The sequence below is a fragment of the Paenibacillus sp. FSL W7-1279 genome (assembly GCF_037969845.1).
Lineage (GTDB): Bacteria > Bacillota > Bacilli > Paenibacillales > Paenibacillaceae > Paenibacillus_AQ.
Map to the genome: position 1 here is coordinate 4,708,827 of NZ_CP150215.1, position 14,496 is coordinate 4,723,322.

The 14,496-nt window shown below is 44.6% G+C and carries 11 protein-coding genes; all 11 read right to left on the reverse strand.

The features are described 5' to 3' along the window. Positions 1-83: 83 nt before the first annotated feature. Complete coding sequence (locus MKY82_RS20945; protein WP_194543464.1) at positions 84-1,313, reverse strand: MFS transporter; 1,230 nt, start codon at positions 1,311-1,313, stop codon at positions 84-86. 166 nt (positions 1,314-1,479) lie between these two features. Continuing rightward, entirely contained in the window at positions 1,480-2,859 is a 1,380-nt protein-coding gene (locus tag MKY82_RS20950) for a helix-turn-helix transcriptional regulator (RefSeq protein ID WP_339294287.1), read from the reverse strand. A gap of 315 nt (positions 2,860-3,174) precedes the next feature. Beyond that, entirely contained in the window at positions 3,175-4,563 is a 1,389-nt protein-coding gene (locus MKY82_RS20955) for a helix-turn-helix transcriptional regulator (protein WP_339294288.1), read from the reverse strand. Positions 4,564-4,858: 295 nt separating this feature from the next. Beyond that, positions 4,859-6,292, reverse strand: a complete 1,434-nt coding sequence (locus MKY82_RS20960; protein WP_339294289.1) for a VanZ family protein — start codon at positions 6,290-6,292, stop codon at positions 4,859-4,861. A gap of 81 nt (positions 6,293-6,373) precedes the next feature. Beyond that, the gene (locus MKY82_RS20965; RefSeq protein ID WP_339294290.1) at positions 6,374-8,965 is read right to left on the reverse strand and encodes an FtsX-like permease family protein; all 2,592 of its coding nucleotides are present in this window, start codon (positions 8,963-8,965) and stop codon (positions 6,374-6,376) included. Next, positions 8,962-9,645, reverse strand: a complete 684-nt coding sequence (locus MKY82_RS20970; protein WP_194543468.1) for an ABC transporter ATP-binding protein — start codon at positions 9,643-9,645, stop codon at positions 8,962-8,964. The genes MKY82_RS20965 and MKY82_RS20970 overlap by 4 nt, the downstream gene beginning before the upstream one ends. 89 nt (positions 9,646-9,734) lie before the next feature. Further along, positions 9,735-10,670 carry a VanZ family protein gene (locus MKY82_RS20975; protein WP_339294291.1) on the reverse strand — a complete coding sequence of 312 codons (936 nt, stop codon included), beginning with the start codon at positions 10,668-10,670 and terminating at the stop codon, positions 9,735-9,737. 94 nt (positions 10,671-10,764) lie between these two features. Beyond that, positions 10,765-11,766, reverse strand: coding sequence for a HAMP domain-containing sensor histidine kinase (locus MKY82_RS20980; RefSeq protein ID WP_339294292.1), 1,002 nt, complete (start codon positions 11,764-11,766; stop codon positions 10,765-10,767). After that, a complete protein-coding gene (locus tag MKY82_RS20985; protein WP_194544864.1) occupies positions 11,767-12,450 on the reverse strand; it encodes a response regulator transcription factor in 684 nt (227 codons plus the stop codon). A 321-nt stretch (positions 12,451-12,771) separates the two neighbouring features. Then, the gene (locus MKY82_RS20990; RefSeq protein ID WP_339294293.1) at positions 12,772-13,566 is read right to left on the reverse strand and encodes an ABC transporter ATP-binding protein; all 795 of its coding nucleotides are present in this window, start codon (positions 13,564-13,566) and stop codon (positions 12,772-12,774) included. Then, positions 13,566-14,486: an ABC transporter permease gene (locus tag MKY82_RS20995; protein WP_100537945.1), complete on the reverse strand. Its 921-nt coding sequence runs from the start codon at positions 14,484-14,486 to the stop codon at positions 13,566-13,568. Before MKY82_RS20995 ends, MKY82_RS20990 begins: the two co-directional genes overlap by 1 nt. Positions 14,487-14,496: the final 10 nt, after the last annotated feature.

Consider the following 14,496-nt stretch of genomic DNA (forward strand, 5'->3'; position numbering starts at 1 on the left):
ACGACCCAGCTGAACTTATGTCCATGGATCGCTCTTCTGTTCCTATTCAATGTATGCGCCACTATTATGTGACTTGTATAACGTTAAGCCTCCGGCTTCGTTTCGTTCGGCACGGACAGATACCCTGGTTTCGCAGCGCCAAAACCAAAAATGAACAATACAACGACAATGGCGGATAATACCGCCAGAGGCACCTTCCATCCGCCTGTCGCATCATGCAGGAAACCGATGAGCAGCGGACCTACAGCAGCCAATAAATAACCCAGCGACTGGGCCATACCGGATAAAGCGGCAGCTTCTTGAGCCGATTTCGTACGAAGGGTAAAGAACATCAGGGATAAACTGAAATTGGCCCCGCCTGAAATACCTACCAGCATCACCCATAGCAGATTTAATGAAGTCAGGCCAGAAAACAAGCCTGCATATCCGGTCAGCATAGACAAGGCAGAGATCGTCACCAGCATGCGCTGATTGGGATTCCTCCCAGCCAGAACAGGAATAATAAAGGAGAATGGCAGGCTGACAAATTGGAGAATCGAGAGCATCCAGCCCGCGGCACTATAATCCATGCCTTGGCTTCTCAGAATCTCGGGCAGCCATGAGATGTTCACGTAGAACGTAAACGATTGAAGACCCATGAATAAAGTAATGTACCAAGCAAGCGGTGACCTCAGCACACTCTGATGTTTGGTAGCAGCCGAACTTACCTCAGCGGTTCTTCCGGAGCTCCGGCGCTGAATGATCCATACGATGAGAGCCAAGACGGATAACGAACCCCAGATTAATAGGGACCCTTGCCAACCAAGCCCAGCTTGGGTAGCCAGCGGAACGCTGATCCCGGATGCGATCGCGGCGAGCAGGTTCATCGAAGCAGAGTACGTCCCCGTCATCAATCCGATATGCCGGGGGAAATCCCGCTTGACCAGACTTGGAAGCAGCACGTTCCCAACGGCTATAGCCATTCCGAGAAATGCGGTACCGATTAACAGCGTATAAGGGGATGATATCGAGCGGATGCCGATGCCGAATGTCAGCACCACCATACTTAGTAAAAGAGTAGTCTCCAGCCCCCATTTTTTAGCCATGGCCGGTGCCATTGGCGACAATAAAGCAAAGGCTAGTAGCGGCAGCGTAGTGAGCATACCCGCCAACGTGTTCGAGATTCCCGTATCGTCGCGGATGATCCCGATCAGCGGGCCAACCGATGTAATCGCCGCTCTCAGGTTAATGGCAATCAGGATAATACCTGCAAACATCATCCATGTGCGCCCGGCGGAAGTTGTGTTTTGATCTATTGATGTTCTTGATGTCATGACATGAACTCCTTACTTTCAAGCGATATGTAAAAATAAACTTATCCGAGTTTATCACAAACCCGGATATTAGGCTATAGCCTCGGGAAGCTTCATGGCAGCTTATAGGGCCAGTCTGTCGCCTATTCAGCGTTGTACATTAACCTGTAGACGCACGTATAGAGCCCTACACAAGTGGGCTCCAAGCATACACGGATAACTTTTGGACATCACGAATGAATTCATTATACCGTTTCTGTATTTCCTCGGATGCGTACTGACGGAACTGCTCGAAGATCCCCATGCACCGCAGCATCCCGTTATCACTTTTGGTTCTTATCGAATACTCGAGGCTGTCCAGGATATAGGATAACCCCCGATCATACTGTTTAGCATTTAAATAGTATATCCCTAACTCGGCGAGGAGGCGGGTGTACCGGTTTAATGTGACCTGATCGCTAACCTTTCCAAGTTGATTTTGCTGCGATCTATAATGCAGATGCTCTTTAAAGCGTTCCAAAATTGGATCAACCTGAAGTTGATAACGATTAGCTGCGACCATGATATTGCATAGAGCTAGAAAAATCTCATCATTTCTTGATTCAACATAATCTACATACTGATTCAGAGAACCTGGCTGCCCACTCATTAAACCATACATATATCGATTAGCCTCAGCCCATTCGCTGAACTGCTCCAAAATCAGAGATTCCTCTTGGCTCGGATTTATTACCCAATCTGGTTTATCATACAATGATACATAGTGGAGAGCATGATCGTAATCACCTCGTTCTTGATACACAAATGCCTGAATTAGGTACGAATATAGTAAATAAAAAAGAAGAGGTCTCTTTGGAAATTCAAGCGATTCAAACGTATCTCTATTTTGCTGATAATGAATTCTGGCTTGATGTTCCATTCTTTTGGCTAGAGCTTCGATTTTATCCATTCGCTGCAAAGATATATTTAAATTAATAAGCTTAACTAACGCATCCAATTGATAGATTTCATCTAACCTATCAATATAAGGCTCAAAGTATACAGCTGCTTGTAAATTTTCCTCTTGGTTCTCACCTAACCTGATTAAGAATAGTCGATACTGGCAAAGAGCTAACCGTTCGGAATACTGAAATTTTTCGCACTCGGCAACGCACTCGTATAACAAAGCTGCGGCTTCACGCTTCTCCTCGTTGAATAAGGTCTCCGCCATATCAAAAAGCATCGGTGCGTAGTTAATGTTTTCCATCGTCATTCGTGCAGCTCTATGCAAACAATCCAATTTATCCAGTTCTGCACATCGCTCAAGAAAAGGTCCAAGCCTTCGCCAATCCGGAGTCGTATGAAAAATGCTTTCCGTTATGTAAAGTTCGTAGAAATGCCCCTCTTCCAGACCCATCCCTTCGGTTATCCGGTCTAACTGGTGCATGGACATGGGACGATTCCCATTCAGGATATTACTAAGTGTCCCGCTGTTAATACCCGATATCCTGGCAAATTGGTTGATTGTCATACGATGATTCTGCAAATATCTAACTATTTCTCCGCGAATCGTGGCTGTCGTCTCCAAGTAACAACACCCCCAGATGGAAAACCAAGTATTAGTATAGTAAATAATTACATGCTATTATTTTACATTCGTTTGGTCAATAGTGATAATGAATTGCTCTTTTTTTATAATTCGAAAAATACATTAATAAAAAGAAGATAGTCCCTCGTTTTTCAGGAACTATCTTCTTTAAGATATCTTTAGTACCAGTATTATCACTGTATCCTAACTTATTAGCTTCCGACACCATGATCATGTGATAATGTTGCCCGATGTGTCGGATCTAACAGATCCGCATTGTTTGAAATAACGGGTAATGTTATTAGCATTACAATACTAAATGTAGCTAGTAGACATGCCAATTTTCTTTTCATTTAAATCCTGCACCTCACTTACTAAAGTTTTATAGCGTTTCTGACATTCATACGAAGAAAAATCGCGAAACTGTTCAAATAATCCCATACATCTTAGCATACCCCTGTTACTATTTATTGTAATAGATCTGTCTAAACTTTCCAATATAAATTGTAAACCTTTGTCGTAATTTTTTGAATTCAAATAATATATTCCTAATTCAGACAAAAGTCGGGTATATCTTTCAGTATTAACTTGTCGATTAATGGTGCCTATATTACTTGATTGATCTTTAAGTATTAAATACACCTCAAAACGTTCCAATATTTGTTCTACGTTCAAGTCAAAACGATTGGCAGCGATCATTATATTACACAGTGCAGTGAAAATTTCATTCTCTCTAGTCGAAATGTATTCTACGTAATCAGTTAAAACCTCAACTTGTCCAACCATAAGCTGGTAGAGATATTTATTAGCCTCTCCCCAGTCCTTAAACTGATTGATAACCCGAAGTTCATCTATAGAAGGCTCAGTAACCCAGTCAGGATTCATATATAATGATACATAGTATAATCCTTGCTCATAATTTCCTCTTTCTCGACAAACATTTGCTTGAATTAATTGAGCGTACAAAATATAGAATATTAAAGGTTTCACCTCTCCTGCCTCTAGATCATACATTTTCACATCATTCTGATACTGAATCTTTGCTTTGCTACCCATTTTTTTAGCTAATTCTTCAACTTTATCCCATCGATTTAGCGATACATTTATATTGATCAATTGTCTTAATGCATCCAACTGATACATTTCATCTAAACGATCCACAAACGGCTCAAAATAAACGGCTGCCTGCAAATTTGCATCCTGATCATCCGTTAGTTCTAAAACAAACAACCGATACTGACAAAGGGCCAACCGCTCCGAATGCTGAAATCGTTCACTCTCCGCCACACTTTTATACAGCAGTACAGCCGCCTCATGTTTTCCCTCTTTGAAAAAAAGCTCTGCCGTTTCAAAGAGCAAGGGGGAGTAAGAGATATTATCCATCGTCATCCGGACAGCCTTGTCCAGACAATTCAGCTTCCCCAGCTCCGCGCATCGGTGAAGAAACGGACCCAGCCGACGCCAATCCGGCGTAGCATGAAAGATGCATTCATCTATATACAGCTCGTAAAAATAACCCTCTTCCAGACCCATACCTAACGTAATCCGGTCCAACTGCTGCATGGAAATCGGACGGTTCCCATTCAGAATGTTGCTGAGTGTGCCGCTATTGACCCCCGATATCTCAGCAAATCGATTAATCGTCATTTCGTGCTTATGTAGAAACTCTTCCATTTGTTCGCGAATCGTGGCTGTCCTTTCCAAGCTAACACCACCCTCTAGGATCGAACCCAAATATTAGTATATTTCTCTATACAGTAATCATATTGATTAATATTCCAGCGGTCAATACTTATTTACGTCATTTTTTTACAAAAAATAACCAATACAATTTAAAAATGCCAAATTCAGCACTTTTCTTTACTATTTATATTTCGTCATATGGATCACTACGATGAGAAAAAGCGCTCCGAAATTTTCGGAAGCGCTTTGAAAGTTGGATTACACCTTAACGGCCCTAACTTCAATCAAGTCAGGGCCGCTACTTACTATATCCTCTCTAGCTCCTTCTTGCCTGAATTAAGGTGAACCAATCCGAATCCCCATTAAATACACCGTGTACTCTGTATACAGGCTGATAGAAGCCCTTCGTGTCATATATAAACGTAAGCTCGATTCCTGTTATATCTAGTTGATCACCTTTTTTAATGACGAGTTGATCAGGCTTTAATATTGCATTTCTTTTGATTTGAGGAAATTCTCCATCCTTGATACGCTCATATACCTCTGCAGGAGACAGGATATCTACTTCCTTAATGAATCGATTCTCTTGGATCCCGTTATTTATCGAATAGATACTGCCATCTTGTTTAAGACCGAGTAACAATTCGCCAGTCCAGTAACTTTCGGTTAACCCCGCTTTATCCGTGAGGGTCCATTGAAATTCTCCGTCCTCCAACGCTGTAACATCAGCCTCTTGGGGGAGTATGCCAAGATCGGCCATCATGATTTTGGCTTTTGAGAGCAGCGGTTCTTGGTCAGCGAATGAAGCCCGATCTGGTATATAATTGTTCTCGGTTAACGACCAGTTCCCCTCTTGGGATTGATAGAATGTATATGATGTTCCTGATTTGTCTTCCATTAGAACCTCACGATCGCCGCCTCGCTCCTTAAGTTTCAACACAGATAATCCTAACTTTTGCTGCAGCAGGGCTTCTACACTATCCCGCTGAGTGATTTTCTTGTATACGGGGGCGACCACAGGTGCCGAGCTTAGCTGAAGGGATGTTGTCACTTCAACATCTGTCATATTCCATTGGGTATATGAGTTTATGGCCAGATTGCCGAACTCCTGTTGGGAATACACAATATGCATACCGACAAAAAACAAACCCATGAATAGAGGTATCGCCAGATTTCCCAACAGACTTTTCATTTTTACTCTTTTATTATTAATAATGGAAGCAGCAAGTCTGTATAACTGATATCCAAAAATACCACCAAGCGTGTTGTTCATAATATCAGCAAGCTCAAACAGCCCTGCACCTGACAGCGTCTGATAGGTTTCAATAAAGAGCGTGGAACCTACCACGACTAGAAGAAGCCACTTAAACGCTTTAAATTTCCGGCTGATGAAGGGCAGCAATATTCCCATCGGGATAAACATGATGATATTAAATATGCCGTTCTGAAGATCACGTAAGGAATATTTGTTCCACGCTTCGATATAATCGCTGAATGGATGGAGATTCATCTGCAAGAAATGAGAATGGCCGCGCCCGAGCATGGTTAGCTCAAGCACAAATACAACATATCCGATGAACAAGGCGCCAAGAAAAAGCTTTTTCATATGAATCCTTGGCTTTCCCTCTGATTGTTGTTTTCTATAATAAAGATAATAATATAACCCGATTAGAACGAATTCGATCCCGATAATTAATATGACCGGCAGCATTAAAATACGTAGATTCGTATAGATTGCATCGATCCCCAAGACGAGGTCCCCCTTATGACTTTATTCTAATGATGGTTGACGCTGTCTTTCCTTGCAGTTTCAAGTCAGAGTCGGTCATTTTTATATACTCTCCTGCTTTAACGCGTCGATAATGTTTTCCTTTTTTACTTTCGCGCTGGAATATAGCATGGCAGAACCGACAATGACAAAAACGGCGGCAATGACAGACAGAATACTCATCCAGGGAAGGACGAATCCGTAGCTAAATTTGTTCGCAAATGCCTTATAGATCCCATACATCACGATGAAGCTGATAGGAAGCCCGAACAGCAGTGATTTGGCCCCATAAACTACACTTTCGTAGTTCATCATTTTCGCAAAGCCTTTTGGTGTCATTCCAACGGATTTCAGCATCGCAAATTCCCGCTTTCGAAGAGCGATGCTCGTTGAGATCGTATTAAAAATATTCGCAATCGAAATCACGGAAATTAATACGATAAAGCCATAAGAAAAGACGGACATCAATAGTATCATCTGTTCATCCTGTTTTCTGGATTGGTACAAATTGTACGCATACAGATTAGGCTCTTTCATATCTTCGATTTCCTGCTGCGTTTTCAGCGGGTCCGCACTTTTCAGATAGAGAAAGGTTTGAACGAACTCCCCGCTCTTATCGTCTGCCAGTTGATTCAGGACCTGTTCCGAGACGACAATATTTAGCCCGCCTGTTCCGACTAAGCTCATACCCATCGGAGATCGATCCGTCAACGCCGCAATGTACACTTTACTTACATCCGTCTCTTGCTCCGTTTCCTCATGGATCGTTGTCAAATCGAGACTTTGCCCAACACTCGCATGAATAGCCTTCGTTTGGACGTATTTTCCCGTATCCATATCTTTATAATCGATCGTATCGATCACGATGGCGGCGGGATGATCCGGATCCGTCAGTGACTCGTAATCTGCGCCGACTGCTTTGGCATAAGCCCGCAGGTTCGAATCATTTAGTGCAGCGATTTTAATATCATAAGGATATTTTCCGTCCTTCAGCATGCTCTTATCCTTCTTGACCGCCTCCTGCAATTCATCGGCGATGGACGCTTCTTCGATCCAAGCGTTCCTGTACAACTCATGAATCACGCTGTATTCCGACACATCCGAAAGGGATGCAATGGATTGAACCAACCGATCGTCTATTCTTTTTTCATTGCCATAGGATAGCTCAATATCATAATTGACGCCTTCCTGCGACATGGCCAAGGATTGTTTCAGATTGCTGGTAAAAAATGATACCGTTAAAAACAGAACGATGCTGATCACGAGCGAGAATACGGTGGCATGGTACCTCCGCTTGTTCCTTTTTAAGTTTTTCAATCCGATCTCCGCTTCGATTCCGAAGAGCTTTCGAATCCATTTCGATGTTTTCACGGTTTTGCTCGTAAGCTTCACATCGGTTGTTTGGCGTATCGCATCCATGCCGGAAATCCGGGATGCTTTGACGGCCGGGTAATACGTCGAAATGAAAATCGTCAACATCGAAACAGCGCAGGTAATCAAAAGCGATAACGGCGTGACGATTACCGTTAGCTTTTCAGTAATGCCTAAAGCTCCTTGTATTGTAGCGTTAATAAACTGAAAAGTAATGCCGATCCCGGCAAGACCGCATAAGATTCCAGCGGGAATGCTGATCAAGCCAATAATGACACCTTCAAAAAACACCGAATTTCTCTTCTGCCTTTTTGTAGCCCCCACGCTTGCCAGCATCCCTAAATGGCGGGAACGTTCCGAGACGGAAATCGCAAAAGCATTATAGATGAGCGAAACCGAGCCGATCATAATAACCGCGATCAGGATCACCGATAATGAGAACATCGTGCTGTACGAAGCTTCGCTTTTGGAGACGCCATAATAATGAAGCAAATCGTGATGATATTGGACCGTTTCGATATGGTTGTCCTTTGCCAAATTTGCCGCATGAGCGAATAAGGACTGATTGACTTTTTTCAAGACCACCGCCGCATGGACTCGATCGTTTGCCCCCATGAGGTTTTCATCGACATAGCTAATGGTCGTATACCCCGGGGCCCACGCCGGTTCCCATACGGGATGCTTGATGAAGCCTACCACCGTGTAAGCCCTTGTCGTTATATTTTGCAGCGTTTCGTTCTTTTCGTTATCTACGAAACGCAGCGATTCGGTTTGATCCAGCGGTTGATCGTTCCCTACTTCGAATCGTTTGCCGATGCGAAGGGTGAGACGATCTCCGAGTTCGTATTTCACCTTGGCATTCGTCGCAACGGCTTCAGAAATCACAACTTCCTTGTCTGTTTGCGGTAGACTCCCCTTACTCAATTCAATCGGAAATTGCGCCAGCCCCTGTGCATCGTACGCCTTGATGAACAAATACGGCTTATTTGTATTTTGTCCCCCTTCTAATGGGGCATAGCCAATATCCTTGGTGACTGCAAGGGTCTTGGTTGCATCATCGTTTTTTATCGCTGCAAGCTGTTCCTTGTTGACATCTTGGTACAGGACATGCCATTCCCCTTCATCCGCGATGGTTTGCCTTTTCATTAAATCCAAGTAAGAAAAACCAAGCGTTGCAACAGCCGTCACCATGGCAACTGACAACATGACACCCAGAATGGTTACAAGCGTTCGTCTCTTGTTTTGCCTCAAATGTCTGACGGTGAGTTTATTGACAATATTCAAGGGCGAATCACCTCGTCTTTGGCCATTCTTCCGTCCTCAATCGAAATGACCCTGTCCGCTTGCAAAGCGATTCGTTCGTCATGCGTGATCACGATCAATGTCTGGCGATAGGTTTTATTCAACATTTGTAATAAGTCGATGATCTCGCTGCTATTCTTGCTGTCCAAATTCCCGGTGGGTTCGTCCGCCAGCATAATGGCAGGATTACTAATGACCGCTCTTCCGATCGACACCCTTTGCTGTTGTCCGCCTGATAATTGATTGGGCAGATGGTTTAAACGATGTTGCAGATTCAGAGTCTTCACCAGACCATCCAACTGCTTCTGATCTACCTTTTGGTTATCAAGCAAGAGCGGGAGCGTAATATTCTCTTCCACCGTCAGGACGGGAATCAGATTAAAAAACTGGTAGATCAGTCCGATTTGTCTCCGCCTGAAGATGGCCAGCTGCGTTTCGTCCAAGTTATACATGTCCGTACCCTCTACGAGGACTTTGCCGCTAGTCGGCCGATCCACACCGCCCAGCATATGCAGCAGCGTGGATTTCCCCGATCCGGACGGGCCGATAATCGCGACGAATTCGCCTTTTTGAACCGAAAATGAAATATCGTCAAGCGCCTTTACCGCCGATTCGCCTGTGCCGTATATTTTAGACAAATGCTCGATTTTTAAAATTTCCATTGCCATATCTCCTAAAAGTTTTGTGGGCGTTACTTCTTGAATCGACTTCGTACAAAACTCACTTCGGAAGCATGGGCGCCCCTTCATGCTCAATTCCAGCTATAAACCATCTCTTTATATCCAACATCCCACAGGGTTACAATTCCCTCAATGGTTATCGTAAGCTCATTGGCCTGAGGGAGATAAATGGAGCTCATATCCGGCTCATGGCATCCGGCTTCTACAGATACAGTCAGGAACTCATGTCCATCGGCGGTAACCCTAATGCTGCCTCGGGAATCCTCCTGATCGGGAATCCCATAATTCAAAAAGAGGTACACCTCCTTCTTATTGCCAAACGTATACGTGTACGTTTCCTTGCTTTTGCCTTCGATGCTGTACACATTATATTGGGGTTCCACGTCTTGACCGCTTATCTTAAGAGTGTTCAGTTTGGTTCCCGTTGAAAGATTCCCCGTACTATCCCTTAAATCGTTTATCGCTACAAAGGGGCTCATCTCTTTGGTCAACACTTGGTCAACGATCCCAAAGACACCCCACACCCCGAGCATAAGGATTAAACCAGAAAAACCGGCATAAACAATATTTTTCCAGTTACTGTTCGTGCGAAAGCCAAGTTTGTACGCCCCGAAGCCTATGGCTGCCCCCAATGAGTTCTGTATGACATCGTTCATGTCGAAGCTGCCGAGGAATGTTAGCGCCTGAATCGTCTCCAGCACGAGAATGGATAGGATGAACAAGGTCATAAAGCGAACAAAGCTAGTCTGATATAACAACGGAATCAATATGCCAAAAGGAATGAACGCGGCGATGTTCCCGAAACCCACAAGATCCATCAGCGTAGGATGTAGAAGATCTAGTCTTGGCAACCTGAAGAAACTGTCAGGCAAAAATATAAAGGTGTACTCGGAGATTTGATCTACCTTACCTACTCTGCCGAAAGCGAAAAACAAAAAATAAAGAATAAACAGGGTGTAGAAAATCGTGATAGCAAAAATAATCTGGCGTTGTTGCTTCAAATGCATGGTCGTACCTCCATCGTTCATCTGTTGACTATCATTTTATCTGTCTAAAATGACTTTTCAGTGACGATGAAGGTGACAATTCAGTCACTTACGATTAAATCACTTGTTTATAGAACTTAATTCGAAATTGCGTACCCTTGTCGCTGCTGCTTGTCACATCGATCACTCCGTTCTGGCTTGCAATGATGCTATAAGCCATCGCAAGACCAATGCCGATGCTCCCCTCACTCGCATTTTTCCCTTTATAAAAACGCTTAAATATATAAGGTAAATCTTCTTTTGGAATTCCTTTACCGTTATCGGCAATGATAATTTCCGTAAATAGCGCATTTTCGGAAAAAGAAATGGCTATGCTTCCGCCTTCATGCGTGTGCTCGACGCCATTTTTCAATATATTAATGAGCGCTTCGGCCGTCCATTTGAAATCACCGACAAATGAGACGTTGTCATCACCCTTGATGGTTACCGTTTGGTCCTTGATTTCCAACGGAATCCACACCGGTTCTAATGCCTTTTGTATAAGCTTATTTACGAGTACCTGGTCTTCTTTGAACTGGATTGTCTTTTCCTCTATTTTCGATAGCTTTAACAAGGAAGAAACAAGCCAATCGATTCGTTCAAGCTGAATACGGATATTGCGAGTGAACTCTGTTCTTTTCGCTGGAGGCAGGTGGGGTTTGCTTAATAAATCCGCCATCACCGTCATGGAGGTAAGCGGCGTTTTAAGCTGATGCGAGATATCGGAAATGGCATCCGTTAGCCCCGTTTTGTCTCGCTGCAGAAGCGACCGCTGCTCTGATAGCATAAGCGTCACTTTATAAATATCATTCTTTAAAATGCTAAGCTCGCCTTCTTGATTATCGCGAGCGTCAAGTGAATAATTACCGCTGCTAATTTCACGCAAATAGACGGACAGCTTTTCAAGTTCGCGGTATCTCCATCTCGTGAATAACAGACTGCTTCCCATAAGTAAAATAGACATGATGAAAACGAGCGCCGCAGCTACAGACGAAATAAAAGCAGCCGCAACGCCCCCCGCTAAACTGATGGAACCCATGATCAACAATAAAATCCGAACCTCTCGATTACGCAGCATCTAATCACCAACCTTATATCCTAAACCGCGTACCGTTTTGATCATCGTGGGATGCTGCGGATCATCCTCCAGCTTTTCCCGCAGCCTTTTGATATATACCGTTAGCGTATTGTCGTTCACGAAGTCGCCTGCCACGTCCCAAATCTGCTCCAAAAGCTGATTTCTTGATAGAACTTGCCCAATATGGTTACCAAAAATCAACAATAAGCGATACTCCAAAGCGGTCAATGAAATTTCGGCGCCGTTTTTATACACTTTTCCTTCCAGCGTATTCATGCGAACCTGGTTCAGGTTAATGATCCCTTGGGTCTGAGGCGACTTATGGTATCTCCGCAGGACGGACTTGATCCGCGAAAGAAGCTCGCGAATACGAAAAGGCTTTGTAATATAATCATCGGCTCCCATATCAAGCCCCATCACGACATTGACCTCATCGTCGATCGCCGTTAAAAAGATGACCGGAATATCTCGTTGGTCTTTCACCATTCTGCACAATTCATAACCGCTTCCATCCGGAAGCGATAAATCAAATAAACATAGAGCGAATTGATCTATATCTTCAGTGAGCACCTTTTTTGCAGATTCAACATCATAGCAAAGAACGGTAGAAAAGCGATCTTGCTGCAGCGAATATTCCAGCCCGGACGCAATTGTTTTATCATCTTCCACTAATAATATTTTCATCTGCAGATCATCTTTACGAACGACCATGAAGGAATAAGCCTCCTATATTCAAATGTCCGCTAGTTCAAGTTTAGCGGTCGTCAGGCATTTTCAAAGCACACTCTTGATGTTATTCCCGATTAAAGATGTGACTCACCCAACATTAACACGTTATCAGGAATCCTTGCAAAAAGCGATGGAACTGAAACCAGTCATATTATTAACCGGCCTTGATAGATAACTGGCCAGGAAAAAATTAGCGTACAAAAAAACGCTAAGCCTGTCAAGATTGAAGGCTTAGCGTTATATTCATAAAATGATTCCCGTCTCAACGCAAGATGCTTACCCAAGAACCAAACGATCATCCGACAGCTTATGACCGCTAATCTGCTCAAATTCCCCGAGCAGCTGCTCCACCGTCAGAGATTTCTTGCGCTCTTCGTTCACATCCAGAATGATACGTCCTTTGTCCATCATAATGAGGCGATTGCCTAGACGGATGGCTTGCTCCATGTTATGTGTGACCATGAGCGTGGTCAGCTTCATGTCGCGTACGATGTCATCGGTTATTCGGGTGATCAGCTCCGCACGTGCGGGATCAAGCGCTGCCGTATGTTCATCCAGCAGCAGGATTTGCGGCTGAGTGAAGGTCGCCATCAGCAAGCTTAGCGCTTGACGTTCCCCTCCGGAAAGCATCCCTACTTTGGCTCGGAGCCGATCCTCGAGACCAATGCCGAGCCGCTCTAAATGCTTGCGGAAGCCCGCGCGCTTGGAAGCTGTAACGCCAATGCTTAGCCCGCGGGACTGGCCGCGGCGATGAGCCATCGCGAGATTCTCTTCAATGGTCATATGCGGCGCAGTGCCCGCCATCGGATCCTGAAATACCCGGCCGATCCAGCGGCTGCGACGATATTCCGGCAGATGGCCAATTGAAGTGCCGTCAATGCGTACTTCGCCCGCATCGGGCTTCATTACCCCGGAAATAATATTCATCAGCGTGGATTTGCCTGCACCATTACTTCCGATAACCGTTACGAAATCCCCCGGCTTCAAGTGAAGATTGATATCCATCAAGGCAATCTTCTCGTCCACGGTTCCCGGATTAAACAGCTTGGACACACGGTTCATTTCCAGCATCAGAGCGCACCTCCTTTGGTCTTCCCTTGCGTAGCTAACAGCTCGGTTGAGCGCCTCCGTGCCTGTGAACGCTGCTTCATCGCCCGATTGATGGTCGGAACCACGAGAGCAATAATGACAATGATCGCGGTGATCAATTTTAAATCCGACGCTTCGAGCCATTCAATCTCATACGCAGCAGCAACGACAATCCGATAGATAATCGAACCGCAGACTACAGCCAGCGTCGTCCGGAATACCGAACCGGTCCCCAGCACGGCTTCGCCAATAATGACGGATGCCAGACCGATCACAATCATTCCGATACCGGAACTGATGTCGGCAAAACTGGACTGCTGAGCAACTACGGCCCCGGATAAGGCCACCAGACCGTTTGAAATGCTAAGCCCCAAAATGGTTGTTGTGTCCGTGTTCGCTCCAAAGCTGCGGATCATTCGCTTGTTATCTCCTGTCGCGCGCAGCGCAAGACCAAGATCCGTGCGGAAGAATGCATCCAGCAGCAGTTTTCCGATAATTACGATCACCAACATTATATAGATCGGATCGATCGATCCGAAGATATTCGCTTCCTGGCTTAACGAAATATTAGGCTTACCCATAATCCTCATATTGATCGAATACAAGGCAATCATCATAATAATGCCGGAGAGCAAACCGTTGATCTTGCCCTTGGTATGCAGCAGGCCTGTACAGATACCGGCTAACATGCCTCCGGCAAATGCAGCCAGCGTCGCAAGCCATGGATTCACACCGTTGGTAATCAGAATCGCCGCAATCGCTGCACCTGTTGTAAAACTTCCATCTACCGTCAGATCCGGAAAATCCAGAATCCGGAACGTAATATATACGCCAAGTGCCATCAGCGCATACAACAGCCCCAATTCAATCGGACCATCCAGCCTCATCACGAAATCCAGCATGTCATTGACC